Here is a 25,533-nt window from a genome sequence, read left to right as displayed (position 1 = left end):
GACAGCCTGCACCTGGCGCCGGGGGAGAAGGCGCATTTGAGTTTGCAGGCGTGGGCGGCGGCTTGATCGTTCCCACGCTCTGCGTGGGAATGCAGCCCGGGACGCTCTGCGTCCCTTTCGGAGCCGGAACGCGGAGCGTCCCTTGAGGCATTCCCACGCAGAGCGTGGGAACGATCAGCCTTCAGAGATCAATTGAACTCGTCACCCACCGGATACCGGCTCGCATTCAAGCTCTCTTTGATCTTGCGCAAATGCGGCTGGAAATCCACGCCACGGCGCAAGGTCATCCCGGTCGCCAACACATCCAGCACCGTCAACTGAATGATCCGCGAGGTCATCGGCATATAAATGTCGGTGTCTTCCGGCAACGGAATATTCAGGCTCAAAGTACTGGCCTTGGCCAGCGGTGAATTCTCCGCCGTCAGGCCCAAAACCGAAGCGCCGTTTTCCCGGGCAATCCGCGCCACTTCCACCAGCTCACGGGTACGTCCGGTGTAGGAAATGATCACGAACAGCTCACCGGTGTGCGCCACCGAAGCAATCATTCGCTGCATCAACACATCGGCATGCGCGGTGACCGCAAGGTTGAAGCGGAAGAACTTGTGCTGCGCATCCAGCGCCACCGGGGCAGAGGCGCCGAGGCCGAAGAAATGGATCTGCCGGGCCTGGATCAACAGGTCGACGGCGCGGCTGATCAGGTTCGGGTCGAGCGCCTGACAAGCGCTGTCCAGGGAGGCGATGGCGCTGCCGAAAATTTTCTGCGTGTACGCCTCGGGATTGTCGTCGGCCTCGACCGCGCGGCTGACATACGCCGCACCACTGGCCAGGCTCTGCGCCAATTGCAGCTTGAGTTCGGGGTAGCCGCTGACACCGAACGAGCGGCAGAAGCGGTTGACCGTCGGTTCGCTCACCGAGGCGGCCTGGGCGAGGGCGGCGATGCTGAAGCGGGTGGCCTGCTGCGGGTTGAGCAGGATCACCTCGGCGACCTTACGTTCGGCCTTGTTCAGCTCTTCAAGGCGACTCTGGATCTGTTCCAGTAAATTTCGCACGCGGTCCATATGGAATTCCTGATTCACCGACGCAGAGTTGCGTCGGGCTATGCAAATTGGGCCTTTGATATGGCCCGTGACGGTGGCCTATCCTACTGATGCGTCCGGGCGACCACCACTCGGATTGAGTATTCTGCGAAAATGTTGTGGTTATTACTACATTTTCCCTTGAGTGATGCCTTGAAAAAAGGTATTTGTAGCTTAACTTGATAAAAGAACAAACATCATGCCTTCCATTACGGTTGAACCGTGCACCTTTGCCTTGTTCGGCGCGCTTGGCGATCTGGCCCTGCGCAAGCTGTTTCCTGCCCTGTATCACCTTGACGGTGCCGACCTGCTGCACGAGGACACGCGAATCATCGCGCTGGCCCGTGAGCCCGGCAGCGAGCAGCAGCACATGGCGTTCATCGCCGCCGAATTGCGCCGTTACGTCGGTAAAGAGCTGAACGAAACCGTAGCCGAGCGCTTTCTCGCGCGCCTGACCTACCTGCACGTCGACTTCCTCAAGGCTGAGGATTACGTGGCGCTGGCGGAACTGGCCGGCAGCAGCCAGCGCATGATTGCCTACTTCGCTACTCCGGCGGCGGTATACGGCGCGATCTGCGAGAACCTCGAGAAAGTCGGTCTGGCCGAGAACACCCGTGTAGTGCTGGAAAAACCGATCGGCTCTGACCTGGAGTCCTCGCGCAAGGTCAACGACGCCGTCGCGCAGTTCTTCCCGGAAGACCGCACCTACCGCATCGACCACTATCTGGGCAAAGAGACCGTTCAGAACCTGATCGCCCTGCGTTTCGCCAACAGCCTGTTCGAAACCCAGTGGAACCAGAATTACATCTCCCACGTGGAAATCACCGTGGCCGAGAAGGTCGGCATCGAAGGCCGTTGGGGCTATTTCGACAAGGCCGGCCAACTGCGCGACATGATCCAGAATCACCTGTTGCAGTTGCTCTGCCTGATTGCCATGGATCCGCCGGCCGACCTGTCCGCCGACAGCATCCGTGACGAGAAAGTGAAAGTGCTCAAGGCGCTCGCGCCGATCAGCCCGGAAGGCCTGACCACGCAAGTGGTGCGCGGCCAGTACATCGCCGGCCACAGCGAGGGGAAATCCGTTCCGGGTTACCTCGAAGAACCGAATTCCAACACCCAGAGCGACACCGAAACCTTCGTCGCCCTGCGTGCCGACATCCGCAACTGGCGCTGGGCCGGCGTGCCGTTCTACCTGCGTACCGGCAAGCGCATGCCGCAGAAGCTGTCGCAGATCGTCATCCACTTCAAGGAACCCTCGCACTACATTTTCGCCCCGGAGCAGCGTCTGCAGATCAGCAACAAACTGATCATCCGCCTGCAACCGGACGAAGGCATTTCCTTGCGCGTGATGACCAAAGAGCAGGGCCTGGACAAGGGCATGCAACTGCGCAGCGGCCCGCTGCAACTGAATTTCTCCGACACCTGGCGTAGCGCGCGGATCCCCGATGCCTATGAGCGGTTGTTGCTGGAAGTGATGAACGGCAATCAGAACCTGTTTGTCCGTAAAGATGAAATCGAAGCCGCGTGGAAGTGGTGTGACCAACTGATCGCCGGGTGGAAGAAATCCGGTGACGCGCCCAAGCCGTATGCGGCCGGGTCGTGGGGGCCGATGAGCTCCATTGCTTTGATCACGCGGGACGGGAGGTCGTGGTATGGCGATATCTGATGTGCAACTGCCGACGGGCGTGACTGCCCGCGAATTCAACAGCCCGGTGCTGCTCGCCGAAGGCCTGGCGCTGAACGTTGCCAAGCAACTGAGCGACGCCATTGCGGCACGCGGCAACGCGGTGCTGGTGGTGTCGGGTGGTCGTAGCCCGGTAGCGTTCTTCCAGCACCTGGCCAAGCAGGAGCTGGACTGGTCGAAGGTCGTTGTGACCCTGGCCGACGAACGCTGGGTGCCGGTGGAACATGCCGACAGCAATGCCGGCCTGCTCAAGCAGTATCTGCTCAAAGGCCCGGCAGCCAAGGCACAGTTCCTCAGCCTCTACAGCGCGGCGGCCAACGTCGAGCAGGCTGCTGAACAGGCTGATCGCTTGCTCGCGGAATTGCCGCCGATCGACGTGCTGGTGCTGGGCATGGGCGATGACGGTCACACCGCGTCGCTATTCCCCGACAGCCCGAACCTCGCCGTAGCCCTGCAAGCCGATGGTACGCGCCGTTGCTGGCCGATGCTGGCGCCCAGCGTGCCGCGTCAGCGCCTGACCATGAGCCGCGCGCTGCTGGCCTCGGCCCGGCACAAGATTCTGTCGATTTCCGGTCAATCGAAACTGACCACCCTGAATGCCGCGCTGGCATCCGATGACGTTGCGGCCATGCCGGTGCGCGCGTTTCTGCAACCTACGTTAGAGATTTACTGGTGCCCATGAGCCAAGGAACAGCCGCTATGACAACCCCATCCCCGACCGTTTCCATGGCGGACAAAGTTGCCCTGATCGACAGTCTCTGCGCCAAGGCGCGGATCCTGCCAGTGATCACCATCGCCCGCGAACAGGACGTGCTGCCGCTGGCCGACGCCCTCGCCGCCGGTGGCCTGACTGCGCTGGAAGTGACCCTGCGTTCGCAGTTCGGCCTCAAGGCCATTCAGATCCTGCGTGAACAGCGTCCGGAACTGATGACCGGTGCCGGCACCGTGCTCGACCGCAACATGCTCGCAGCGGCGGAAGCGGCCGGTTCGCAATTCATCGTCACCCCGGGCATCACTCGTGACCTGCTCGAAGCCAGCGTCGACAGCCCGATTCCGCTGTTGCCGGGCATCAGCAACGCCTCGGGGATCATGGAAGGCTACGGTCTGGGCTATCGCCGCTTCAAGCTGTTCCCGGCGGAAGTCAGCGGTGGCGTGGCGGCAATCAAGGCGCTCGGCGGCCCGTTCGGCGAAGTGAAGTTCTGCCCGACTGGCGGCGTCGGCCCGGCCAATATCAAGAGCTACATGGCGCTGAAAAACGTCATGTGCGTGGGCGGTAGCTGGATGCTTGATCCGGAGTGGATCAAGAACGGCGACTGGGCCCGCATTCAGGAATGCACCGCCGAGGCCCTGGCGCTGCTGGACTGATCGTTACCCCTACACCTCGTTGTGTGCTTTACGGCTTTATGGTGCGCTTGGTCGGCGCACCTTTTTTTTGCGCTGAAAAAACTGCCGATACATGCGGCGATACATAGTTACTGCACGCTGGCTTTTTCACGGGGTTAATCTGCGTCCATCTTATGGAAGAGAGAACGCCTCATGGACGACCGTCAGTCTCTGACCCTTACGCCACAATCCCGTTATCAACCGCAGCAACTTGCCCTCGGCCGCCCCGCAGCTGAATCTCAAGTGCGCAATATCAGCCAGGGGGTCGAAGGCCTGCCGCTGATCCTGCGACTGTCGCTGGTCGATGCGATGACCAGCGAGCCGGTCATCGGCGCGCTGGTGCGCATTCAGCAGCGTGTCGATGGCGACAACAGCCTGGGCGGCAGCCAATCCACCGACAGCCATGGCATCGTCCGCTTCACCAGTATCTATCCGGATCGACCTGCGCACGGCGCTGTTTGCTTGAAGCTGAACGTATTCATTCCCGGCGACGAAGCAGGAGCGCAAGCTCACCACGAGGCCTGGGCCGGCACCTTGCACCTCCCAGGCCGCTGCGGCTGTGAAGGTGCCGCCGAGGACGCCTTGCGGTTGGTATTGCAGCCGATCGCCGGCGCCGATCTTGAAGACGGCGCCTTCGCCTGCCAGACCCTCGGCATCGACACCTTCGCCGTGTCGTCGCAGCTTGGCCTCGAAGGCTACGAAAAAAATTCCGGAGCGCCGTTCTAGCGCAGTTGGTCCAGCGCCCGAACCAGCTGCTCCATTTCGCCGGCCGTAGTGGTCAACCCCGGGGTGATGCGGATACAGGGCCCGCATGCGGCGCCGGTGCGCACCACGGTGAACAGGTTGAATTCGCTGAGCAGACGCTCGGCCATGGCCTGCTGATCGGTATGCCGGGTGAAGCGCAGCGCGGTGATCCCGCAATACAGTTGCGGGTCGTCAGGCGTCAGCACCTCGATGCCCGGCAGGTGCCGGACCCGGCTGACCCACAAGTTGCGCAGGTAATTCAGACGTGGGCGTTTGGCTGCGGCGCCGCCGAGCGCGTCGTGCTCTTCGAACACCAACGGCAAGGTCATCAGCGCCGGGATGTTCGGCGTGCTGTACGAGGTGCGCGCGCGAATATCGCTTACTGGGTAATGCATCTCGCCCATGTCCGGATCAATGTCAGCCAGACGCTGCGGGGCGATATAGATGAAGCCAAGGGTCAGCGGTGCGCCGATCCATTTGTGCAGGTTGTAACCGGCGAAAGCGATGCCCAACGCTTGCAGGTCGAATTCAATCTGGCCGAGGGCGTGGGCACCGTCGAGGATGATGTCGACGCCATGCTCTTTGGCCAATGCGGCGATGGCCTGCACCGGCATGACCAGACCGGTGCGATGGGTGACATGGGTCAGCGCCATCAGTTTGAGCTTCGGGTGGCGGGTGAAAGCTTCCCGGTAGCTTTCCAGCAGGCTGTCGAAACTGGCGGGATGGTGGTGGGTAATCTCGATGACCTCAACGCCACGCTGTTGCGCCAGCCAGCGCATGGCGCCTTTGACCGTGTCGTACTCAAGATCACAGATCAGCACCTGATCGCCCGGTTGCAGGCGATTGTAATTGCGGATCAGCGATTGCAGGCCTTCGGTGGCATTGCGCGTCAGCGCCACGCTTTGCGCGCGCACGCCGATCAGTTCGGCCAGTTGCGCGCGGATCTCAAGGTTGTCGTGCTGTTCAAAGCGCTGGCGCACATAAATCGAGTTGCTGGTGTTGATCAGCTCGATATTGCGCTGGTACTCCTCGATCACCGTGCGCGACATGCGCCCGAAGTAACCGTTTTCCAGGTTGACCGGGCCGGGCTGCACATCGTATCGGTCGGCGAATGTCTGCCAGAAGGCTTCGTCACGGGCGCGGCGGGTGTTGTCAGGCATGGTCGGCAAGGCTCAAGAGGGAAGGGCGCGTCAGTGGCGCGGGGCGGGTTTGCCGTGTTTGGCGCGCAGCGGTTCGAGCAGGTCGGACAGGCCGTTGTGGTCGATCTCCTGCATCAACGCCAACAGGCCACCGAGTTCACCGTGGGGAAAGCCTTCACGGGCGAACCAGTTCAGATAGGGGCCAGGCAAGTCGGCAATGATCCGCCCTTTGTATTTGCCGAAGGGCATCTCGCGGGTGATCAGCAGTTCGAGTTTTTCCGGATTCATCAGCACGCTTCATCGATTCACATGACAGCCTGGAAAATACAGGCATTCTGCATGCAGGCCAAATGACAGATCATGCAAAAAACCAGCATACAGATGGTTCAATCTTTCTTAAGTCACTGAAAACAAACATATTTTTACCTGGATCGAAGCTGGCACGCACACTGCAATATCCCTTGCATCTTCAACCCATCGCAAGGAATTGAAAAAATGACCGACATGAATAAAGAAGCCATTTCTGTACTCAACGACCTGATTGAAACCTGCAAGGACGGTCAGGAAGGGTTCAAGACTTGCGCCGAAGACATCAAGCACCCAGAACTGAAAACCCTGTTCGTGCAGCGCTCCGCCGATTGCGCCACCGCAGCGGCCGAGCTGCAGGCTCAGGTACGTTCGCTGGGCGGTGATCCGGAAACTTCGACCAGCGTTGCCGGTGATCTGCACCGTCGCTGGGTCGACGTCAAATCCATGTTCACCGGTAAAGACGAAGAGGCTGTGCTGAACGAAGCCGAGCGCGGTGAAGACCATGCGCTGAAGGCTTATCGTGAAGCGATCGAGAAGATCAACAAGCACAATCTGGTTGGCATCAAGGATCTGGTTGAGCGTCAATACCACGGCGTACAACGCAACCACGACCAGGTGAAAGCCCTGCGTAACCAGGCTCGTGCCAACTCTTAAGCTGCACTGAAACAACTGTGGGAGCGAGCCTGCTCGCGAATTCGGTATGTCATGCAATGTTGTTTTTGCTGACACGACCACTTCGCGAGCAGGCTCGCTCCCACTTTTATTTTGTGCAACTGATCAGCCGATACTGATCGCCGGCAAAGTCGGCAACGTCACCGTCTGCTGTTTGCGCGGCGCGAGAATTTCCGCCTCGCCATCCACTACCAACTCATCACGCTGATTGAATACGCGAGTGGCAATGCGCACGCGGAATTTCGGCAGTTTCTCCAGAATCTCCAGGCGCACCGTCAGCGTGTCGCCGATCTTCACCGGCTTCTGAAAGCTCATCTGCTGACCGATATAGATAGTGCCCGGCCCAGGCAATTCACAGGCCACCGCTGCGCTGATCAGCGCACCGCTGAACATGCCGTGGGCGATGCGCTCCTTGAACATGCTGGCGGCGGCAAACTCGGCGTCCAGGTGCACCGGGTTGTGGTCGCCCGACATCGCGGCGAACAGCTGAATGTCGCGCTCTTCGACAGTCTTGCTGTAGCTGGCGGTCTGGCCGACTTCAAGGGCTTCGTAAGGGATGTTGGTAACCTGGGTCATCGATTTCGATTCCTGTGACGGATTTCAGTCAATCCACAAAAAATTATTCGCTGCGCTGCGGGCGCCGGTGGCTCAGGGCCTGGTCGATCCAGGCGAGCACATCGGCGCTCACTTCGTCGCGATTGCTTTCATTGAACAATTCGTGCCGGGCCTGCGGGTAGATCTTCAGTTGCAGATGCTGGCTGCCGGCCCTGCGCAAGGCATTGGCCAGATCTGTCAGACGCTTGCCCTCGCTCACCGGATCACATTCGCCGCCAATTACCAGCAGCGGCAGGCCCGGATCGATCTGCGCGAGATTGGACGCTTTGCTGATTTGCTGCAACCCACCGAGCAGGTCGATCCACAGCTGATTGGTGCAGCGAAAGCCGCACAGCGGATCGGCGGCGTACTTGTCGACCTCCGCCGCGTCGCGGCTCAGCCAGTCGAAACGGGTGCGCACCGGTTTGAATTTATTGTTGAACGAGCCGAACGACAGCCATTCGATCAATGCACTGCGGCCCTTGCCGCCCTGGCGCAGTTTTTCCAGTCGGGCAATCTGCCGGGCGGCGCGATACAGCGCCACCGGCTGGAAATTCGAGCCACTGAGAATCGCCCCGTGCAGACTGGCGCTGTGGTGCAACAAATAGCCTTGGGCGATGTAGCTGCCCATGCTGTGGCCGAGCAGGATGATCGGCACGCCGGGATGTTGCTGGCCGATGTGCTGGTTGAGGCTGGCCAGATCGCCGACGACCTTGCGCCAACCGTCGTCATCGGCGAAATGGCCGAGGGTGCCGTTGTCGGCGGTGCGGCCATGGCCGCGCAGATCCGGGGCGTAGACGCCATAGTCTTTGTCGCAAAACGTGTCAGCGAGCCGCGCGTAGCGAGCGCTGTGTTCGGCCATGCCATGGGCCAGCAGAATCACCGCTTTCAATGGCGTGGCCGGCAGCCAGCGGTTGACGTACAGGCGGCTGCGGTCACTCGCGTCCAGCCAGAAGGTGTCGTGGGTCATGGCGATTCCTTTGCTCAGCATCGCCACAGTGTATAGCGCGTCTGATCAGCTCACGCCACGGCAGGAAGATTCACGGGATCAATGAGGGCTTGCGTCATATTTGCCTCAATGGCCATAGCTGCTAGTGTCCGTGAAGCTCCGCTTTGTGCTTTTCGCCTTCCATGGACGAAGCAGAAACGACAGAAAGCGGCTCCCGGATCGGCTCAGGTAAAGAGGACAAGAACAATGCAACCTGATTTCTGGAATGACAAACGCCCGGCCGGCGTACCGCTGGACATCGACATGGGCGAGTTCAAGTCGGTCATCGAAGTGTTTGAGCGTTCCTGCAAGAAGTTCGCTGACCGCCCGGCGTTCAGCAGCATGGGCATCACCCTGACCTACGCCGAACTCGAGCGCCAGAGCGCGGCGTTTGCCGGATACCTGCAGGCCCATACCGATCTGGTGCCGGGGGATCGCATTGCGGTGCAGATGCCCAACGTTCTGCATTATCCGATTGCCGTGTTCGGCGCCCTGCGCGCCGGGCTGATCGTGGTCAATACCAACCCGTTGTATACGCCACGGGAAATGCGCCACCAGTTCAAGGATTCCGGCGCACGCGCGTTGGTCTACCTGAATCTGTTCGGGCAGAAAGTCCAGGAAGTGCTGCCCGACACCGACATCCAATATTTGATCGAAGCGAAGATGGGCGACCTGATGCCCACCGCCAAAGGCTGGCTGGTCAACACCGTGGTCAGCAAAGTGAAGAAACTGGTTCCCGAGTATTCGCTGCCGCAAGCCACTTCGTTCAAAAGCGCGCTGCGCATGGGGCGTGGTCTGGGCATCAAGCCGCTGAACGTCGGCCTCGATGACATCGCCGTGCTGCAATACACCGGCGGCACCACCGGCCTGGCGAAGGGCGCGATGCTCACCCACGGCAATCTGGTGGCGAACATGCAGCAGGTGCGCGCCTGTCTGGCTCAGCTCGGCCCGGACGGTCAGCCGCTGTTGCGCGAAGGCCAGGAAGTGATGATTGCGCCGCTGCCGCTGTACCACATCTATGCTTTCACCGCGAATTGCATGTGCATGATGGTCTCGGGCAACCACAACGTGCTGATCTCCAATCCGCGCGACATCGCCGGCTTCATCAAGGAACTGAAAAACTGGCGCTTCTCGGCGCTGCTGGGTTTGAACACCTTGTTCGTTGCGCTGATGGACCATCCCGATTTCAAGACCCTGGATTTCTCCAGCCTCAAGCTCACCAACTCCGGCGGCACAGCGCTGGTCAAGGCCACCGCCGAGCGTTGGGAGCAGATGACCGGTTGCCGTATCACCGAAGGCTACGGCCTGACCGAAACCTCGCCAGTGGCCTGCACCAACCCATACGGCGATCAGTCGCGCCTGGGCACTGTCGGCCTGCCGGTGCCGGGCACGCTGGTGAAAATCATCAACGATGACGGCGTCGAACAGCCGCTGGGCGAGCGCGGCGAGCTGTGCATCAAAGGCCCGCAGATCATGAAGGGTTACTGGAACAAGCCCGAAGCCACCGCCGAAGTGCTGGATGCCGAGGGCTGGTTCAAGTCCGGCGATATCGCCGTGATCGACCCGGACGGTTTCGTGCGCATCGTCGATCGCAAGAAGGACATGATCATCGTCTCCGGCTTCAACGTGTACCCCAACGAAATCGAAGACGTGGTCATGGCCCACCCGAAAGTCGCCAACTGCGCGGTCATCGGCGTGCCGGACGAGCGTTCGGGAGAGGCGGTGAAGCTGTTTGTGGTAGCGCGGGAGAGCGGGGTCAGCCTGGAAGAGCTGAAGGCGTACTGCAAAGAGAATTTCACGGCCTACAAGGTGCCGAAACACATCGTGTTGCGTGAGTCGTTGCCGATGACGCCTGTAGGGAAAATTCTGCGGCGCGAGTTGCGGGATATCGCCTAGGCCCGAAGCGCAGCGCTTTTGACATTCGCGAGCAGGCTCGCTCCCACAGGTATCGATGGTTTCTGTGGGGGCGAGCCTGCTCGCGAATCTTTTGTGCCCGCTGAATTCGGGGGTTTTGGGGAGTTATAGGATTTTTGCTCTAAAATGACCGCTGGCAAGTCTTGAGTCATCAATATGACTGTAGGGGCCTCTTTTGGCTCTGGTCGGCCCTTGGCAAAGCTGCTACTCTCGGCGCGCTTTGTGACTTCTCGGCCTGTAAAACGCCGGATTCACCAATACAAAACACACACCAATAATAATCGCATCAAATGCGGTGAAGAATTCGCGTTGCTGAGGAGTGGGCTTCCATGATCGAAGACTTTTGGAAGGATAAGTACCCGGCTGGAATCGCAGCCGAGATCAATCCAGACGAGTATCCGAACATTCAGGCAGTGTTGAAGCAATCCTGCCAACGCTTCGCCAACAAACCGGCTTTCAGCAACTTCGGCAAGACAATCACCTACGGTGAGCTGTACGAGCTGTCCGGGGCCTTTGCCGCGTATCTGCAACAGCATACCGACTTGCAGCCCGGTGATCGAATCGCCGTGCAACTGCCCAACGTCCTGCAGTACCCGGTCGCGGTCTTCGGTGCCATTCGCGCCGGGCTGATCGTGGTCAACACCAACCCGCTGTACACCGCGCGGGAAATGGAACACCAATTCAACGACTCCGGCGCCAAAGCCCTGGTGTGCCTGGCGAACATGGCGCACCTGGCCGAAGCCGTGGTGCCGAAGACCGGCGTCAAGCACGTCATCGTCACCGAAGTCGCCGACCTGCTGCCGCCGATCAAGCGCCTGCTGATCAACAGCGTCATCAAGTACGTGAAGAAAATGGTCCCGGCCTATCACTTGCCCAAAGCCATCAAATTCAACGACGTCCTGAGCAAGGGCCACGGCCAGCCAGTGGCCGAAGCCAACCCGGACAGCGGCGATGTCGCGGTGCTGCAATACACCGGCGGCACCACCGGCGTAGCCAAGGGCGCAATGCTCACGCACCGCAACCTGGTCGCCAACATGCTGCAATGCAAGGCGCTGATGGGCTCCAACCTCAACGAAGGCTGCGAGATCCTGATCACGCCGCTGCCGCTGTATCACATCTATGCGTTCACCTTTCATTGCATGGCGATGATGCTGATCGGCAACCACAACATTCTGATCAGCAACCCGCGCGACCTGCCGGCGATGGTCAAGGAACTGTCGAAGTGGAAGTTCAGCGGTTTTGTCGGTCTGAACACGCTGTTCGTGGCGCTGTGCAACAACGAAGGTTTCCGCAAACTGGATTTCTCCGCGCTGAAAGTCACCCTGTCCGGCGGCATGGCCCTGCAACTGGCGGCGGCCGAGCGCTGGAAAGCCGTGACCGGTTGCGCCATCTGCGAAGGCTACGGCATGACCGAAACCAGCCCGGTGGCCACGGTCAACCCGATCCAGCACATCCAGATCGGCACCATCGGCATTCCGGTGCCGTCGACCCTGTGCAAAGTCATCGACGATGCCGGTGTCGAGCAGCCGCTGGGCGAAATCGGCGAGCTGTGCGTCAAGGGCCCGCAAGTGATGAAGGGTTACTGGCAGCGTCAGGAAGCTACCGATGAAATGCTCGACAGCGACGGCTGGCTGAAAACCGGTGACATCGCGCTGATCCAGCCGGACGGCTACATGCGCATCGTTGATCGCAAGAAGGACATGATTCTGGTGTCTGGCTTCAACGTCTATCCGAACGAACTGGAAGACGTGCTGGCGACTTTGCCGGGCGTATTGCAGTGCGCGGCGATTGGCGTGCCGGACGAGAAGTCGGGTGAGGCGATCAAGATTTTCATCGTCGCCAAACCGGGCGTGACCCTGACCAAAGAACAGGTCATGGACCACATGCGCGCCAACGTAACCGGCTACAAAGTGCCGCGTTCGGTGGAATTCCGCGATGCGCTGCCGACTACCAACGTCGGCAAGATCCTGCGCCGCGAATTGCGGGATGAAGAGCTGAAGAAGATCAAGGCCAAGTCTGCCGCGTAAATAAAAAGCCCCGCAGATGCGGGGCTTTTTGTTGGTGAACTGATCGTTCCCACGCAGAGCGTGGGAACGATCAAGTGCAAATCCTACTGACGAAACGGTGCAAAGTTGACGTTGGTCCCCGCCGGTCGCATGTCCTGCAGATACGAATCCTTGTCCGCACTCAATTCCAGACTCAGCGCTGCCTTGCGCTTGCCTTCGTTGCGAATCACCAGGCCTTCGAGCTTTTCGCGCAGGAACACCGTCGGCACTTTCAGGTGCAGCAACTCATCGGTGGCCGGGGTGTGCAGCAGCAAGTGAATCCACTCGTACTGACCGATGGCCAGACGCGACACCGGCAGGTCGAACCACCAGATGTTGCGGTTACGGTTCAGTTCGGCGAAGTGGCAGTTGTTGGTGCCGAGCACGGCGCCGCCCAGTTCCTGGTTGCGACGGGCGATGGCCTGGGTTTTATTGAGCTTCATGACATTCCTGCGAATCGGTGTGCCGGGCTCAGCGCCCGTAGGCTGAGCATTCTCGGGGCAACGCCGGCAAACATAAAGCGCAACCTGCGCGCCACGACGAAATGCCGGCAAAATAAATGAAACTCGGCGCAAAGCGCACCGGTCAATCGTTACGTAATGACTTTTCTTCCCTTTATGCTTCACGGAGAAACACCATGAGTAGCACAGGCGATAAAGTAAAAGGCATGGCCAACGAAGCCGTCGGCAATATCAAGCAAGGCGTCGGCAAAGCTACTGATAACGACAAGATGCGCGCCGAAGGCAAGGTTCAAGAGAAAAAAGGTGAAGCCCAGCAAGCGGTCGGCAACGCCAAGGACGCTGTGAAAAAGGGCGTCGACAAGGCGTAAGCGAGCCTTGAACGAATCACACGAGCGGCCATCCAAGGATGGCCGTTTTTGTATCAGAACCCTGCGGTCATCCGCCAAAGGCTCGTCAACTAGGCTACCTTGAGGTAAAAAACGGCCCCTGAGTCGCCACGACTTCAACCTTTTGCGGCGCAAGGAGACGCGAATGATATTCCCGGACATGAAAGGTCTGCCCCTGCACCGGGTGATGGTGCGCACGGTCACTGAGTTCGTCGATGACGAAATGTCGACCTACGCCTCGGCATTGGCCTACCAGATGCTGTTCTCGCTTTTCCCGTTCATTCTTTTCCTGATCGCCCTGATCGGTTTCCTGCACCTGCCGGATTTCTTCTCTTGGCTGCGTCTGCAATCCGAACTGGTGCTGCCGCCGCAGGCGCTGGAGCAGGTCAACCCGGTGATCGACCAGTTGCAGCAATCCAAGGGTGGCCTGCTGTCCATCGGTATCGTGATCGCCCTGTACACCGCGTCCGCCGGCGTGCGCCTGATGATGAGCGCGATGAACGCCGCTTACGACGTGGTCGAAGGCCGGCCGATCTGGAAGCGTTTTCCCCTGTCGATCGTCTACACCGTCGGCATCGCCGGCATGCTGCTGATCGCCGCTGCGCTGATGGTGCTCGGGCCGCAGGTGATGGGCTGGATTGCCGCACAAGTGGGGCTGGAATACTTCATCGTCACAGTGTGGACGATTGCCCGCTGGCCGGTGATCGTGATTCTGATGATGGTCGCGGTGGCGCTGATCTATTACGTGATGCCCGACGTCAAACAGGAATTCCGTTTCATCACCCCAGGCTCGGTGCTGGCCGTGGTGGTGTGGATCCTCGCCTCGTTGGGGTTTGCCTTCTACGTAAAAACCTTCGCCAACTACAACGCGATGTATGGCAGCATCGGGGCGATCATCGTGCTCTTGCTGTATTTCTACATTTCCTCCGCAGTCCTGTTGCTCGGCGCGGAGATGAACGCGGTGATCGAGCATATGTCCGCCGAAGGCAAGGAAAAGGGCGAAAAAGCCCCTGGCGAGCCTGACGAATCCCCCAAACAACACGTCTCGGGCCTGGGCCGCGATCATTCGCTCAAGCCGGACACTGACGAAGCGCGACCATGATTCGTGAAATTCTGAAAATGGGCGACGAACGCCTGCTGCGCATCGCCGCGCCGGTACCACCGGAAATGTTCAACAGCGCCGAGCTCTGGCAATTGATCGATGACATGTTCCAGACCATGGAAAGCGTCGGCGGCGTTGGCCTGGCGGCGCCGCAGATCGGCGTCGACCTGCAACTGGTGATCTTCGGCTTCGAACACAGCGAGCGTTATCCGGACGCTGAAGCAGTGCCGCAGACGATCCTGATCAACCCGCTCATCACGCCGTTGAATCCGCTGATGGAAGAGGGCTTCGAAGGCTGTCTGTCGGTGCCGGGCCTGCGCGGCGCGGTGGAGCGCTATCAGCAGATCCGCTACGAAGGCTTTGATCCCAAGGGCGAGCCGATTGTGCGAGTGGCCTCGGGGTTTCATGCGCGAGTGGTGCAGCATGAATGCGATCACCTGATCGGCCGGCTGTACCCGTCGCGGATTACCGATTTCAGCAAGTTCGGCTTTACCGAAGTGCTGTTTCCGGACCTTGATCCCAACGTTGACGACTGATTATCAGAACACCATCAACCCGTGTGGGAGCGAGCCTGCTCGCGAACGCGGAGTATCAGAACCAACTTCGGCGCTGACACACCGCATTCGCGAGCAGGCTCGCTCCCACACGGGTTCAGCGTAAATCTGCGGGATTGAGCCCCATCGCAATCATCGGCTTGCTCCGCGCATACCGGCTCAACCGCTCGGCCATCGCCTGCGGCAGCGGCGGATCGAAGCTGAACCCACGCCGCTCATAAAACCCGCGCAGATCCGGATGGCAGAACAGCCACACCGGCTCGTCCACCTGGGCAACCGCCGCTGCGATCAACTGCGCAGCGACACCTTGTTCCCGGCACTGCGGATCAACAAACAACCCCGTCAGCCAGTGTCCGCCCGAGACTGGCCGCAAACACAGCGCCGCAACGATTTCACCGCGCCTTGCCACCCACAACTGCGCCTCGCGCACGGCTTTCATCGACGACTGGTGGCTGCGGTAGAACTTGTTCATCAGCGGCCACAACGATTCGTCGAGCTGGCTGTAGTGGATATCGGACATGGTTCGGGCTGTCGCTGCGAAAAGCGCCGATTATAAAAGAACGCACGCCTCGGGATAGGTGTATACCTGAACTCACACCCCTGTGAGTGGAGTACCGATCATGTCCAAAGGTATGGATTCAAAGAAAGCCGCGAAGAAGAAACCGGCCAAGACTGCGATTGAAAAACGTGCCGAGAAGAAAGCCAAGAAGGTCGATATTTTCGGCCATTGATCAAACCATGCGGAAGCCCGGTTCACGGGCTCCCGCCTCGCTGGCGAAAACGTCCGTTTTCACCACACTGTTTCCCCGCGCTGAACCGTTTCTTGTGCAAAAAATGCCAGATACTGGCCGACTAGTGGCCTTGCGCCCGGCGTCGGGATGGCTATGCTTTGCAGGTAACTAACCATGTCGACCGTCATGCCAACAGGGCGACGGTACCAGGTTGGTCCGTGATTCATGCTGCCAGAGTGCGCATTCCAAGGCACCGACACTGAACCAACAAGGAGCGTCATCTAAATGGAAGTTCTTCTACGCGTTAGGGCTGGCCCGCTTGCGGGCTATCAAGAAAAGGATGTCTTGATCAGAGCGTCGCTGCAGGGACCCTCCGATTGATCATCATTTATCACCTGACAACTTCCTCCCGTGGAGGAAGGCGTGTGCCTGTTCTGTGGAACGTAGTGATGGATCTTGCAAGACCTGAACTTTCATCAAATCAAAAGAACGCGCGGAAGGTGATACAACCATGTTCAACCTACATCACAAGGCTGACCTGCGGGAAATCGAGCGCTTCAGCTGTGCGCTGACCGAGGCCAACGCGAAAATAGAGGCAATCAGCCGCTCGATGGCGATGATCGAGTTCACTCCGGACGGCATCGTCCTCGACGCCAACGAGAACTTCTGCAAGACCATGGGCTACAGCGCCGATGAAGTGCGCGGCAAACACCATCGGATCTTTTGCGAAGAAAGCTTTTATCGCAGCGAGGACTACGCGAAGTTGTGGCGCGACCTGGCCCGTGGTGAACCGCTCAGCGGCACTTTTCTGCGCCTGAACAAGAGCGGCCGGGAGATCTGGCTTGAAGCCAGTTACATGCCGGTGTTCGGGCCCGACAAACAGGTCAGAAGTGTGATCAAGGTTGCGGCGGACATCACCGCACGCATCAACAAAGAACATGAAGAAGAAGCCATGCTGGCGGCGATCGGTCGTTCCATGGCGGTGATCGAGTTCACTCCCGAAGGCAATGTCATCCGCGCTAACGACAACTTCCTGCAGACCATGCAGTACGCGCACCCTGAAATTGTCGGCCAGCACCACAGCCTGTTCTGTCACCGTGCCGAAGCCGAATCCGCGCAATACAAAGCTTTCTGGGCTTCGCTCAATCGCGGCGAATATCACTCGCACCGTTTCGAACGCAAGAACAAGTCCGGCCAGATGGTTTATCTGGAAGCCTCGTACAACCCGCTGTTCGACGCCAAGGGCCGCCTGTACAAAGTGGTCAAGTTCGCCAGCGACATCACCCGGCAGATGACCACCCTGCAAAACGCTGCGGAATCGGCCCACAGCACCTCGGTACAAAACGACGCGTGCGCGCAAAAAGGCTCACAAGTCGTGCAGCAGACCGTGCAGATCATTCAGGACATCTCCCGCGATCTGAACGAAGCGGCGGTGAGCATCGATGCGGTAAGCAAACAGTCGGACATCATCGGCACCATCGTCCAGACCATTCGCGGCATTGCCGATCAGACCAACCTGCTGGCACTCAATGCCGCGATCGAAGCGGCGCGCGCCGGTGAGCATGGACGCGGTTTCGCGGTTGTCGCCGATGAGGTACGCAGCCTCGCCGCGCGCACCAGTCAGGCCACTCTGGAAATTGTCGACGTGGTGCGCAAGAACCACGACCTGTCGCTGAGCGCAGTGTCGAGCATGCAGTCGAGTCTGAGCCGAACCGGGCTGGGCGTGGAACTGGCCAACGAAGCGGGCGAGGTGATCCTGGAAATCCAGCAAGGCTCGCGGCATGTGGTGGATGCGATCAGCCAGTTCAATGAAACCCTGCAATTGAACTGAGCTGTTTCAACGTCACCAATAACCAATGTGGGAGCGAGCCTGCTCGCGAAAGCGTTATGTCAGCCAGCACATGCCTTTCTGACACGACGCCTTCGCGAGCAGGCTCGCTCCCACAGTTGAGTCCTGCGTTGGCCTTCAACGATGGGCAATATTTTCCAGTGCCAGATTACGCGTACGCGGGCCGAACCAGCCGATGGTCAGCATCACGATCAGCATGCTGCTGACGATAAACGCCAGTACCCCCGGCGTGCCGAAAGTATCCAGGAACATGCCGATCAGCAGACTGCTGAACACCGTCGACAAGCGACTGAACGAATAGCAGAACCCGACCGCGCGGGCGCGGATGTTGGTCGGGAACAGTTCGCTTTGATAGGAGTGATAACTGAAGCTCAGCCAGGCGTTGCAGAAGGTGATCATCACCCCGCAGAAGATCAGCCCGAACGCGCTGGTCTGCAGGGCGAACAGGGTGCCGAAGGTCATCGCGCCGAGGGCCGAGCCTACGATCTGCCATTTGTTTTCGAAGCGGTTGGCGAACTTCACGAACAGCAACGGCCCGAGCGGGTAGGCGAGGGTGATGATGAAGGCGTACATCAAACTGTGGGTGACGCTCACACCTTGCCCCGAAAGCAGCGCCGGCAACCAGTTGCCGAAACCGAAGAAACCGATCGCCTGAAAGATGTGGAAGACGATCAACATCAACGCGCGGCGGCGGTACGGCGGCTGCCAGATATCGGCGAAACGGCCCTTGCCTTCGACATCGACTGACACCGGTTCCGGCGCATCCAGCGCTTTGCCGTAATCCTTGGCGCAGCGCGCTTCGAGATGGTCGAGGATCCGGTTGGCCTCATCGAACCGACCGTGTTGCGCCAGCCAGCGCGGCGATTCCGGCAGACGCTTGCGCAGCCACCAGATAAACAGCGCAAACACCGCGCTGGCCAGCACCACCCAACGCCAGCCGGACACCCCGAACGGCGCTTGCGGCACCAGCCACCACGACATCAAGGCCACCGCCGGCACCGAGAGGAACTGCACGAAAAACGCAAAGGCGAACGCCGAGCTGCGCATGCGCTTGGGCACCAGTTCCGAGAGGTAAGCGTCGATGGTCACCAGCTCGATTCCGAGGCCGATGCCGACCAGAAAGCGCATGCCGATGATGCCCAGCGCTGAGGTCTGGATCCCCATCAGCACTGTCGCCACCGTGTACCAGATCAGCGCGAAGGTGAAGATTGCCCGGCGACCGAAACGATCCGCCAACGGACTGAGCAGGCTGGCGCCGAGGAACAGGCCGAGGAACGTCGCCGAGGCGAACGCCGCCTGATCGGAGAAACCGAACACGCCTTGCTTGCCCGTGGCGAACAAGCCGTCGCGAATCAGCCCGGGACTGATGTAGGCGGTCTGGAACAGATCGTAGAGTTCGAAAAATCCGCCGATCGACAGCAGCGCCACCAGACGCCAGATGGTAGCAACAGCGGGCAGCCGATCAATGCGGGCGGAAATTTCGGCGGCGCGTACCGGGTCGATGCCATCACTGGGCGCGGCGGCGGGAGCGTGAGCAGTCATAAGCTGATCCATTTTTTATTGATGGAAAAGCTTAGCCTGCTATCGGAATTGATGGATTGTGAATATCAGCGGTTTACCCGGTCAAACCGCTGATTTCTCGCAATATCTGCTTACGAATTAGCGATTTATGCCGCAGCGGCAGAATCCGGTAGCGCCGAGTTCGGCAAACCGAAGATCCGGTCGAACAGCCAGTTGAACACGAAGGTGTAGCACGGGATGAAAATGATCAGTGCCAGATCCAGCAGGAACGCCTGCACCAGACTGATGTTCATCCACCACGCGATCAACGGAATCAGAAACACGATCAGCGTCAGTTGAAAGCCGACCGCGTGGGCGATACGCCGTTTGACCGTACGGGTGCGCGAGATCTGGCGACTTTCCCAGCGCTCGAACAACGAGGTGTAAATGAAGTTCCAGGTCACGGCGATGCTGGTGATGATCACCGCCAGCGGCCCGGTGCTGCCCGGCGATGTGCCCGATAACAGTGCCAGACCAAGTGCCGAGAAGGTCATGCCGATCACTTCGTAGAGCGACACGTAGACCAGTTTGCGTTTCACGCCTTGCATGCAGATTTGCCTCTTTCTTGCCGAATGTTGGCCAGCAGGGCTGGCGAAGGCGGCGAAAGATAGCTTCAATAGACCTGACAGAAAAAGTCGGTAGCTTTCAGTTTTATTGATAGGTGAGGCATTTGAATTTCAGCAGCGACAGCATCGAATTGTTTTTGGCGGTGATTGAGCGCGGCTCGTTTTCCGCCGCCGCGCGGCAGTTGGGCAAGGTGCCCTCCGCGGTGAGCATGGGCATTGCCAATCTTGAAGCGGAACTCGGTTACCCGTTGTTCGACCGCAGCCACCGCGAGCCGCAACCCACGGCGATGGCGCAGTCGTTGGTGCCCCACGCGCGACTGATCGCCGAGCAGCTCAAGCAGTTGCAGGTGCACGCGGTGGAGCTGTCGCTGGGGCTGGAAAGCAGGTTGTCGATCGGCGTGGTTGCGGACGTTGATCGGCGGCGCTTGCTGGCAGCGATCAAGGTGATTGCCGAGCGGCATCCGTTGCTCGACATCGAAGTGCTGACTGCGCCGCAGGATGATGTGCTGGCGATGTTGCACAGTGGCCGGGTCAGCCTGTGCCTGGCGTTCGCCGGTTTGAGCGTGAATGCGCTGGAGCGGTTTCAGTTTGTCGGCAGCGAACGCATGATCGCCACGCTGGCGGCGGACAGCCCGTTGTTGCAGGGGCGGGATGTGTTTCTCGAAGATCTGGTGCAAGTGCGGCAGATCATCGTCGCCAGCCGCGACTTGCCGATCAGCGAGACGCGGCCATTGGTGGCTGAATCTTACTGGCGTACGGACAATCTCGAGACGGCAATGGAAATGGTTGAAGCGGGATTGGGTTGGGGGAATTTTCCGCTGTCCGTGGTGCAGCCGTGGCTGGAGGCGGGACGCTTGAAGCGGCTGAATTTTCGCAACATCGAAAATGGCCTGGTGCTGCCGGTGCACGCGGTGTGGCTCAAGAGCCAGCCATTGCAGAAGGGTGCGCAGGCGTTGGTTGACCTGCTCAGCCATTGAATTTGGTAGAGAACCCCTGTGGGAGCGAGCCTGCTCGCAAAGGCGTCGTGTCAGCTGCATCAAAGCTGACTTACCCACCGCTTTCGCGAGCAGGCTCGCTCCCACAAGGGTTGTGTTTCAACTCAGCATTTGTGAAGGGTCAGGTACTCTCGCGAACCTTCAGCTCAAACCCCATATCCTCCATCGGCCGCGCCACTTTGTTGCCCGCCATCAACGTCAGCATCTGCTCCGCCGCGCGCCGGCCGATCGCCTCACGGGGGGTGTTGATGCTGCTCAGGCGCGGCACCATGTGTTCGGACATCGGCAAGTCGTTGAAACCGAGGATCGCCACCTGCTCGGGAATTTTGATGCCATTGCGCAACGCTTCCAGCAGCGCACCCTGGGCCAGGTCATCGTTGCCAAAGAAGATCGCATCGACGTCCGGATGCGCCGCCAGCAATTGCAGGAACAGCTCGCCGCCCAAGCCCACCGACGAAGCACGCGGTGTCAGCACTTCCAGGTCCGGGTCGTAACGGCCTGCCTTCTGCAATGCTTTGCGGAAACCCTCACCGCGCAGCAAGGTGCGCTGGTCCAGCTGCGCGCCGATGTACGCCAGACGCTTGCGTCCACGAGACAGAAGATGTTCGGCGGCAGTTTCCCCGGCGCTCAACTGCGAGAAACCCACGCAATTGACTCCGGCAGCACTGTCCAGCTCCATCATGTACACGCAGGGAATGTTGCTGGCCTCGATCATCCGCCGCGAACTTTCCGTGCGATCAAAACCGGTCAGCAGAAAGCCGCGCGGCTGATAAGCCATGTAATTGCGCAGCAGGTTTTCTTCTTCATCGCGCGAATAGTGGAAGTTGCCGATCAGCACTTCGAAGCCCTTGGGCGTCAGCACCCGATGAATGGCTTCCAGCGTGTCGATGAACAGCAGGTTGGACAGCGACGGCACCAGTACCACCACCGAATGGCTCTGCGCCGAGGCCAGTGCGCGGGCGGCGGGGTTGACCACATAGTTGAGTTCGAGCGCGGCTTTCTGCACTTTTTCCACCAGTTCGGTGGCTACCGTGCTCACCCCGCGCAAGGCACGCGAGGCAGTGATCGGGCTGACGCCGGCCAGGCGGGCTACTTCGTTGAGGGTCGGACGGCCGGTGGTGCGGGTATTTTTATCGTTCTTGGGGGAGGTCATCGGGCGGCTTGCCAAACAAAAATCAAGGCACTAAGGTAGCGCTGTCCTGATGCAGCTGCAAATGCGTGAGCGCGGTCCTGCCTGATCAGTGCTCTTTGGCGTTAGGAACAAACCTGCTGCAACCCAAAAAAACGACAAGAAGGCGTCGGCAACTTCTGCCTGTGCACTAGAGTCATAGCTAGCAAAGGTAGCGCTGTCTGCGCGCTGAGGTGTTATATGAGTCATCCCATCACCGCCCTGGTCATCATGGGCGTTGCCGGTTGCGGCAAGACGTGCGTCAGCCAGGCCCTGTGCCAATTGAGCGGCGCCACTGCCATTGAAGGCGATACTTTTCATCCGGCCGCGAACATCGAAAAGATGAGCGCGGGGATCCCCCTGAACGACGAAGACCGCGCCGGCTGGCTCGACAGCCTGTGCGATGAACTGCGTCGCGTCGATGCCCAAGGCCAGCGCCCGGTGTTGACCTGCTCGGCCCTTAAACACAGTTACCGCGAACGTCTGCGCAGCGCCTTGCCGGGCCTCGGTTTCGTGTTTCTTGAATTGACTCCGGAAGTCGCCGCCGAGCGTGTATCGCACCGCCCGGGCCACTTCATGCCGGCGACGTTGATCGAAAGCCAGTTCGCCACCCTCGAATCGCCCAAGGGCGAGCCGCTGACCCTGCCGCTCAATGCCTCGATTCACAGCGTCGAAGAGCTGGCCCTGCAGGCTCACGTCTGGTGGCAGGCCAACGGTCTGAAACAGGCGATATGAGCATGTTGAAAAAGACAGCGCTGTCCTCCCGACTTCTGTTCAACCCGCTTTAATAACAACAACAATCCAGGAGACACCCCCCATGTTTGGCATGTCCCACGAGACGTTCCTGCTGCTCGATGCGGTGGTCACGGTAATCGGCCTGATTATCCTGATCACCAAATTCAAGATTCACCCTTTTATCGCCCTGACCATCGCCGCCGCTTTCCTCGGCCTGACTTCCGGCATGCCGATCAACACCATCATCAAGGCGTTCCAGGACGGCTTCGGTGGCGTGCTCGGTTTCGTCGGCATCATCCTCGCCCTGGGCACCATGCTCGGCAAGATGATGGCCGAATCCGGCGGCGCCGATCAGATCGCCCAGACCCTGATTCGCGCCTTCGGCAAGGACAAAGTCCAGTGGGCAATGATGTTCGCCGCGTTCCTGGTGGGCATTCCGCTGTTCTTCGAAATTGGCTTCGTGCTGCTGATTCCGCTGGTGTTCATCGTTGCGCGCCGCACTGGCGTGTCGATCATCAAGATCGGTATCCCGCTGCTCGCCGGCCTGTCCGCCGTGCACGGTCTGGTGCCGCCGCACCCGGGTCCGCTGCTGGCCATCGGCGTATTCGGCGCTGACATCGGCAAGACCATTCTCTACGGTCTGATCGTCGCGCTGCCGACCGCCATCATTGCCGGTCCGATCTTCGGTACCTTCATTGCCAAGCACATCCCGGGTCACCCGAATCAGGAGCTGGTCGATCAACTGGCCCGTGAAAACAATTCGGCCAACCTGCCAAGCTTCAGCATTACTCTGGTCACCGTGCTGCTGCCGGTGTTCCTGATGCTGCTGAAAACCTTCGCTGACGTGGCACTGCCGGACGGCAACTTCTTCCGCATCTGGATGGACATGATCGGCCACCCGATCTCCGCACTGCTGCTGGCGTTGCTGTTGTCGCTGTACACCTTTGGCTACAAGCAGGGCATCGGTTCCAACCAGATGCTCAAATGGCTCGACGCAAGCCTGGCGCCTACCGCTGCGATCATTCTGATCATCGGTGCCGGCGGTGGCTTCAAGCAGATGCTGGTGACCAGCGGCGTGGGTGACGTGATCGGCCACATGGCGGTGAGCGCGCAGATTTCGCCGATCCTGCTGGCCTGGCTGGTGGCGGCGGTAATCCGTATCGCCACCGGTTCGGCGACCGTGGCGACCATCACTGGCGCGGGCATTGTGGTGCCGGTTGTCGGCATGATTCCGGGCGTCAACCGTGAGCTGCTGGTGCTGGCCACCGGTGCCGGTTCGCTGATCCTGTCCCACGTCAACGACGCCGGTTTCTGGCTGGTGAAGCAGTACTTCAACATGACCGTGGCCGAGACGTTCAAGACCTGGACCGCGATGGAAACCATTCTGTCGGTGGTGGGCCTGGGCTTTATTCTGCTGTTGTCGCTGTTCGTTTAAGCGGCAGTTTGCAGGCACAAAAAAACCGCAGTGATGCGGTTTTTTTGTGTCTTGATTTCACGGTTCACTGAAAGCCATTGTGGGAGCGAGCCTGCTCGCGAAGGCGTCGTGTCAGCTCCATCTATGCTGACTGACCCACCGCTTTCGCGAGCAGGCTCGCTCCCACAGGGGGCAGGTGTCAGGCAGGAGATTTCGGATTGAAGCCATCCGCGCGGAACATTCCGCGAATCCCGCGCACGGCCTGACGAATCCGATCCTGGTTTTCGATCAGGGCGAAGCGCACGTGATCATCGCCGTACTCGCCAAAACCCACGCCCGGCGAAACGCAGACCTTGGCCTCGGCCAGCAGTTTCTTGGCGAACTCCAGCGAACCCAGATGCGCATACGCCTCGGGAATCTTCGCCCAGACATACATCGACGCTTTCGGGTTCTCGACCATCCAGCCCAGTTCATGCAGGCCCTTCACCAGCACGTTGCGACGCTGACGATACTGCTCGGCGATGTCGCGCACGCATTGCTGATCGCCTTCCAGCGCGGCAATCGCCGCCACTTGCAGCGGGGTGAAGGTGCCGTAGTCGTGGTAGCTCTTGATCCGCGCCAGAGCGCTGACCAGTTCCGGGTTGCCGACCATGAAACCGATGCGCCAGCCGGCCATGTTGTAGCTCTTGGACAGGGTGAAAAACTCCACCGCAATGTCCTTGGCCCCGGGCACCTGCATGATCGACGGCGCTTTCCAGCCGTCGTAGACGATGTCGGCGTACGCCAGGTCGTGGATGACCAATACGTCGTACTGCTTGGCCAGGGCAATCACCCGTTCGAAGAAGTCCAGCTCCACGCACTGCGCGGTCGGATTGGACGGGAAACCGAGGATCATCATTTTCGGCTTGGGGATCGAGCCGCGAATGGCCCGCTCCAGCTCATCGAAGAAATCCACCCCCGGCACCAGCGGCACCGAACGCACCTGAGCGCCGGCAATCACTGCGCCGTAGATATGAATCGGATAGCTCGGGTTCGGCACCAGCACGGTGTCGCCCTGGTCCAGGGTCGCCAGCATCAAATGCGCCAGGCCTTCCTTGGAACCGATGGTGACGATGGCTTCGCTTTCCGGGTCGATATCGACTTCGTAGCGCTGCTTGTACCAGTTGGAAATCGCCCGGCGCAGGCGCGGAATGCCTTTGGACGTCGAGTAACCGTGGGTGTCCTCACGTTGGGCGACCTGCACCAGTTTTTCGACAATGTGCGGCGGCGTGGCGCCGTCGGGATTGCCCATGCTCAGGTCGATGATGTCTTCACCACGGCGGCGAGCGGCCATCTTCAGCTCGGCGGTGATGTTGAAAACGTAAGGGGGGAGTCGATCTATGCGCGCAAAGCGGCGCGGCGAACCTTGTTCGGCCATTGTTGCCTCGGATAACGTAAGCGCCCGGAACCGTCCGAGCGACGCTG

General features: G+C 59.8%; 25 protein-coding genes. 14 read left to right on the top strand and 11 right to left on the bottom strand.

Translation table 11 applies throughout. From position 1 onward, the window contains the following. Positions 1–188: 188 nt before the first annotated feature. A complete protein-coding gene (locus D8U70_RS10750; RefSeq protein ID WP_169842436.1) occupies positions 189–1,049 on the bottom strand; it encodes a MurR/RpiR family transcriptional regulator in 861 nt (286 codons plus the stop codon). 226 nt (positions 1,050–1,275) lie between these two features. Between D8U70_RS10750 and zwf the strand changes: the two genes are divergently transcribed. The 4 genes from zwf (at position 1,276) to D8U70_RS10730 (ending at position 4,869) form a co-directional block, all read left to right on the top strand. Then, positions 1,276–2,742 (top strand): glucose-6-phosphate dehydrogenase, encoded by a 1,467-nt coding sequence (zwf, locus tag D8U70_RS10745; RefSeq protein WP_016773537.1) that lies wholly within the window; start codon positions 1,276–1,278, stop codon positions 2,740–2,742. Beyond that, complete coding sequence (gene pgl / locus D8U70_RS10740) at positions 2,729–3,442, top strand: 6-phosphogluconolactonase (protein ID WP_130928866.1); 714 nt, start codon at positions 2,729–2,731, stop codon at positions 3,440–3,442. Before zwf ends, pgl begins: the two co-directional genes overlap by 14 nt. Positions 3,443–3,459: 17 nt before the next feature. After that, complete coding sequence (locus D8U70_RS10735; RefSeq protein ID WP_016773539.1) at positions 3,460–4,125, top strand: bifunctional 4-hydroxy-2-oxoglutarate aldolase/2-dehydro-3-deoxy-phosphogluconate aldolase; 666 nt, start codon at positions 3,460–3,462, stop codon at positions 4,123–4,125. A gap of 171 nt (positions 4,126–4,296) precedes the next feature. After that, entirely contained in the window at positions 4,297–4,869 is a 573-nt protein-coding gene (locus tag D8U70_RS10730; protein WP_130928865.1) for a hypothetical protein, read from the top strand. On the opposite strand, the gene D8U70_RS10725 is transcribed toward D8U70_RS10730, so the two are convergent. Together D8U70_RS10725 and D8U70_RS10720 are read right to left on the bottom strand one after the other, a co-directional pair. Continuing rightward, positions 4,866–6,047, bottom strand: coding sequence for an aminotransferase class V-fold PLP-dependent enzyme (locus tag D8U70_RS10725; RefSeq protein WP_130928864.1), 1,182 nt, complete (start codon positions 6,045–6,047; stop codon positions 4,866–4,868). The two genes, D8U70_RS10730 and D8U70_RS10725, sit on opposite strands and share 4 nt — an antisense overlap. 30 nt (positions 6,048–6,077) lie before the next feature. Continuing rightward, the gene (locus D8U70_RS10720) at positions 6,078–6,314 is read right to left on the bottom strand and encodes a DUF3820 family protein (RefSeq protein WP_003227425.1); all 237 of its coding nucleotides are present in this window, start codon (positions 6,312–6,314) and stop codon (positions 6,078–6,080) included. 207 nt (positions 6,315–6,521) lie between these two features. Here D8U70_RS10720 and D8U70_RS10715 point away from each other — a divergent pair, with 207 nt between their 5' ends. Next, positions 6,522–6,989 carry a PA2169 family four-helix-bundle protein gene (locus tag D8U70_RS10715; protein ID WP_016773542.1) on the top strand — a complete coding sequence of 156 codons (468 nt, stop codon included), beginning with the start codon at positions 6,522–6,524 and terminating at the stop codon, positions 6,987–6,989. 123 nt (positions 6,990–7,112) lie between these two features. Here the strand turns inward: D8U70_RS10715 and D8U70_RS10710 are convergent, their stop codons facing one another. Both D8U70_RS10710 and D8U70_RS10705 read right to left on the bottom strand, forming a co-directional pair. After that, the gene (locus tag D8U70_RS10710; RefSeq protein WP_003227420.1) at positions 7,113–7,583 is read right to left on the bottom strand and encodes a MaoC family dehydratase; all 471 of its coding nucleotides are present in this window, start codon (positions 7,581–7,583) and stop codon (positions 7,113–7,115) included. Between the two features lie 43 nt (positions 7,584–7,626). Continuing rightward, positions 7,627–8,571: an alpha/beta hydrolase gene (locus D8U70_RS10705; RefSeq protein WP_073472045.1), complete on the bottom strand. Its 945-nt coding sequence runs from the start codon at positions 8,569–8,571 to the stop codon at positions 7,627–7,629. A gap of 225 nt (positions 8,572–8,796) precedes the next feature. Between D8U70_RS10705 and fadD2 the strand changes: the two genes are divergently transcribed. After that, positions 8,797–10,485 carry a long-chain-fatty-acid--CoA ligase FadD2 gene (gene fadD2 / locus D8U70_RS10700; RefSeq protein WP_024014054.1) on the top strand — a complete coding sequence of 563 codons (1,689 nt, stop codon included), beginning with the start codon at positions 8,797–8,799 and terminating at the stop codon, positions 10,483–10,485. Between the two features lie 347 nt (positions 10,486–10,832). Further along, positions 10,833–12,530 (top strand): long-chain-fatty-acid--CoA ligase FadD1, encoded by a 1,698-nt coding sequence (gene fadD1 / locus D8U70_RS10695; RefSeq protein ID WP_130928863.1) that lies wholly within the window; start codon positions 10,833–10,835, stop codon positions 12,528–12,530. A gap of 83 nt (positions 12,531–12,613) precedes the next feature. Here the strand turns inward: fadD1 and D8U70_RS10690 are convergent, their stop codons facing one another. Beyond that, positions 12,614–12,991 (bottom strand): hypothetical protein, encoded by a 378-nt coding sequence (locus tag D8U70_RS10690; RefSeq protein WP_016775519.1) that lies wholly within the window; start codon positions 12,989–12,991, stop codon positions 12,614–12,616. A 194-nt stretch (positions 12,992–13,185) separates the two neighbouring features. Between D8U70_RS10690 and D8U70_RS10685 the strand changes: the two genes are divergently transcribed. The 3 genes from D8U70_RS10685 to def all read left to right on the top strand — a co-directional run bounded on the left by D8U70_RS10685 (position 13,186) and on the right by def (position 15,033). Beyond that, complete coding sequence (locus tag D8U70_RS10685) at positions 13,186–13,377, top strand: CsbD family protein (protein ID WP_016775518.1); 192 nt, start codon at positions 13,186–13,188, stop codon at positions 13,375–13,377. A gap of 163 nt (positions 13,378–13,540) precedes the next feature. Continuing rightward, positions 13,541–14,497 (top strand): YihY/virulence factor BrkB family protein, encoded by a 957-nt coding sequence (locus tag D8U70_RS10680; protein ID WP_041479188.1) that lies wholly within the window; start codon positions 13,541–13,543, stop codon positions 14,495–14,497. Then, positions 14,494–15,033, top strand: a complete 540-nt coding sequence (gene def, locus D8U70_RS10675; protein WP_073472047.1) for a peptide deformylase — start codon at positions 14,494–14,496, stop codon at positions 15,031–15,033. Before D8U70_RS10680 ends, def begins: the two co-directional genes overlap by 4 nt. A gap of 115 nt (positions 15,034–15,148) precedes the next feature. Here the strand turns inward: def and D8U70_RS10670 are convergent, their stop codons facing one another. After that, entirely contained in the window at positions 15,149–15,571 is a 423-nt protein-coding gene (locus D8U70_RS10670; RefSeq protein WP_056787980.1) for a GNAT family N-acetyltransferase, read from the bottom strand. 722 nt (positions 15,572–16,293) lie between these two features. Between D8U70_RS10670 and D8U70_RS28120 the strand changes: the two genes are divergently transcribed. Further along, entirely contained in the window at positions 16,294–17,613 is a 1,320-nt protein-coding gene (locus D8U70_RS28120) for a PAS domain-containing methyl-accepting chemotaxis protein (protein ID WP_071173334.1), read from the top strand. Positions 17,614–17,748: 135 nt separating this feature from the next. Here D8U70_RS28120 and D8U70_RS10655 read toward each other — a convergent pair whose 3' ends face one another. Both D8U70_RS10655 and D8U70_RS10650 read right to left on the bottom strand, forming a co-directional pair. Continuing rightward, a complete protein-coding gene (locus tag D8U70_RS10655; protein WP_130928862.1) occupies positions 17,749–19,173 on the bottom strand; it encodes an MFS transporter in 1,425 nt (474 codons plus the stop codon). Positions 19,174–19,298: 125 nt separating this feature from the next. Continuing rightward, positions 19,299–19,739, bottom strand: coding sequence for a PACE efflux transporter (locus D8U70_RS10650; protein WP_041479195.1), 441 nt, complete (start codon positions 19,737–19,739; stop codon positions 19,299–19,301). 122 nt (positions 19,740–19,861) lie between these two features. Between D8U70_RS10650 and D8U70_RS10645 the strand changes: the two genes are divergently transcribed. Next, on the top strand, positions 19,862–20,734 hold the full coding sequence (locus D8U70_RS10645; RefSeq protein WP_130928861.1) for a LysR family transcriptional regulator: 873 nt from the start codon (positions 19,862–19,864) through the stop codon (positions 20,732–20,734). 139 nt (positions 20,735–20,873) lie between these two features. Here the strand turns inward: D8U70_RS10645 and D8U70_RS10640 are convergent, their stop codons facing one another. Then, positions 20,874–21,905 (bottom strand): LacI family DNA-binding transcriptional regulator, encoded by a 1,032-nt coding sequence (locus tag D8U70_RS10640; protein WP_056787988.1) that lies wholly within the window; start codon positions 21,903–21,905, stop codon positions 20,874–20,876. 216 nt (positions 21,906–22,121) lie between these two features. Here D8U70_RS10640 and D8U70_RS10635 point away from each other — a divergent pair, with 216 nt between their 5' ends. Next, a complete protein-coding gene (locus D8U70_RS10635) occupies positions 22,122–22,655 on the top strand; it encodes a gluconokinase (protein ID WP_071173330.1) in 534 nt (177 codons plus the stop codon). An 82-nt stretch (positions 22,656–22,737) separates the two neighbouring features. Next, entirely contained in the window at positions 22,738–24,090 is a 1,353-nt protein-coding gene (locus D8U70_RS10630) for a GntP family permease (protein ID WP_130928860.1), read from the top strand. 178 nt (positions 24,091–24,268) lie between these two features. Here D8U70_RS10630 and alaC read toward each other — a convergent pair whose 3' ends face one another. Beyond that, positions 24,269–25,486 carry an alanine transaminase gene (gene alaC / locus D8U70_RS10625; RefSeq protein WP_056787993.1) on the bottom strand — a complete coding sequence of 406 codons (1,218 nt, stop codon included), beginning with the start codon at positions 25,484–25,486 and terminating at the stop codon, positions 24,269–24,271. Positions 25,487–25,533 lie beyond the last annotated feature (47 nt).

The sequence above is a fragment of the Pseudomonas sp. Sample_20 genome (assembly GCF_004307585.1).
Lineage (GTDB): Bacteria > Pseudomonadota > Gammaproteobacteria > Pseudomonadales > Pseudomonadaceae > Aquipseudomonas > Aquipseudomonas atacamensis.
Note: the sequence above shows the minus strand (reverse complement) of the source record. Positions and strands in the feature narration are given on the sequence as shown.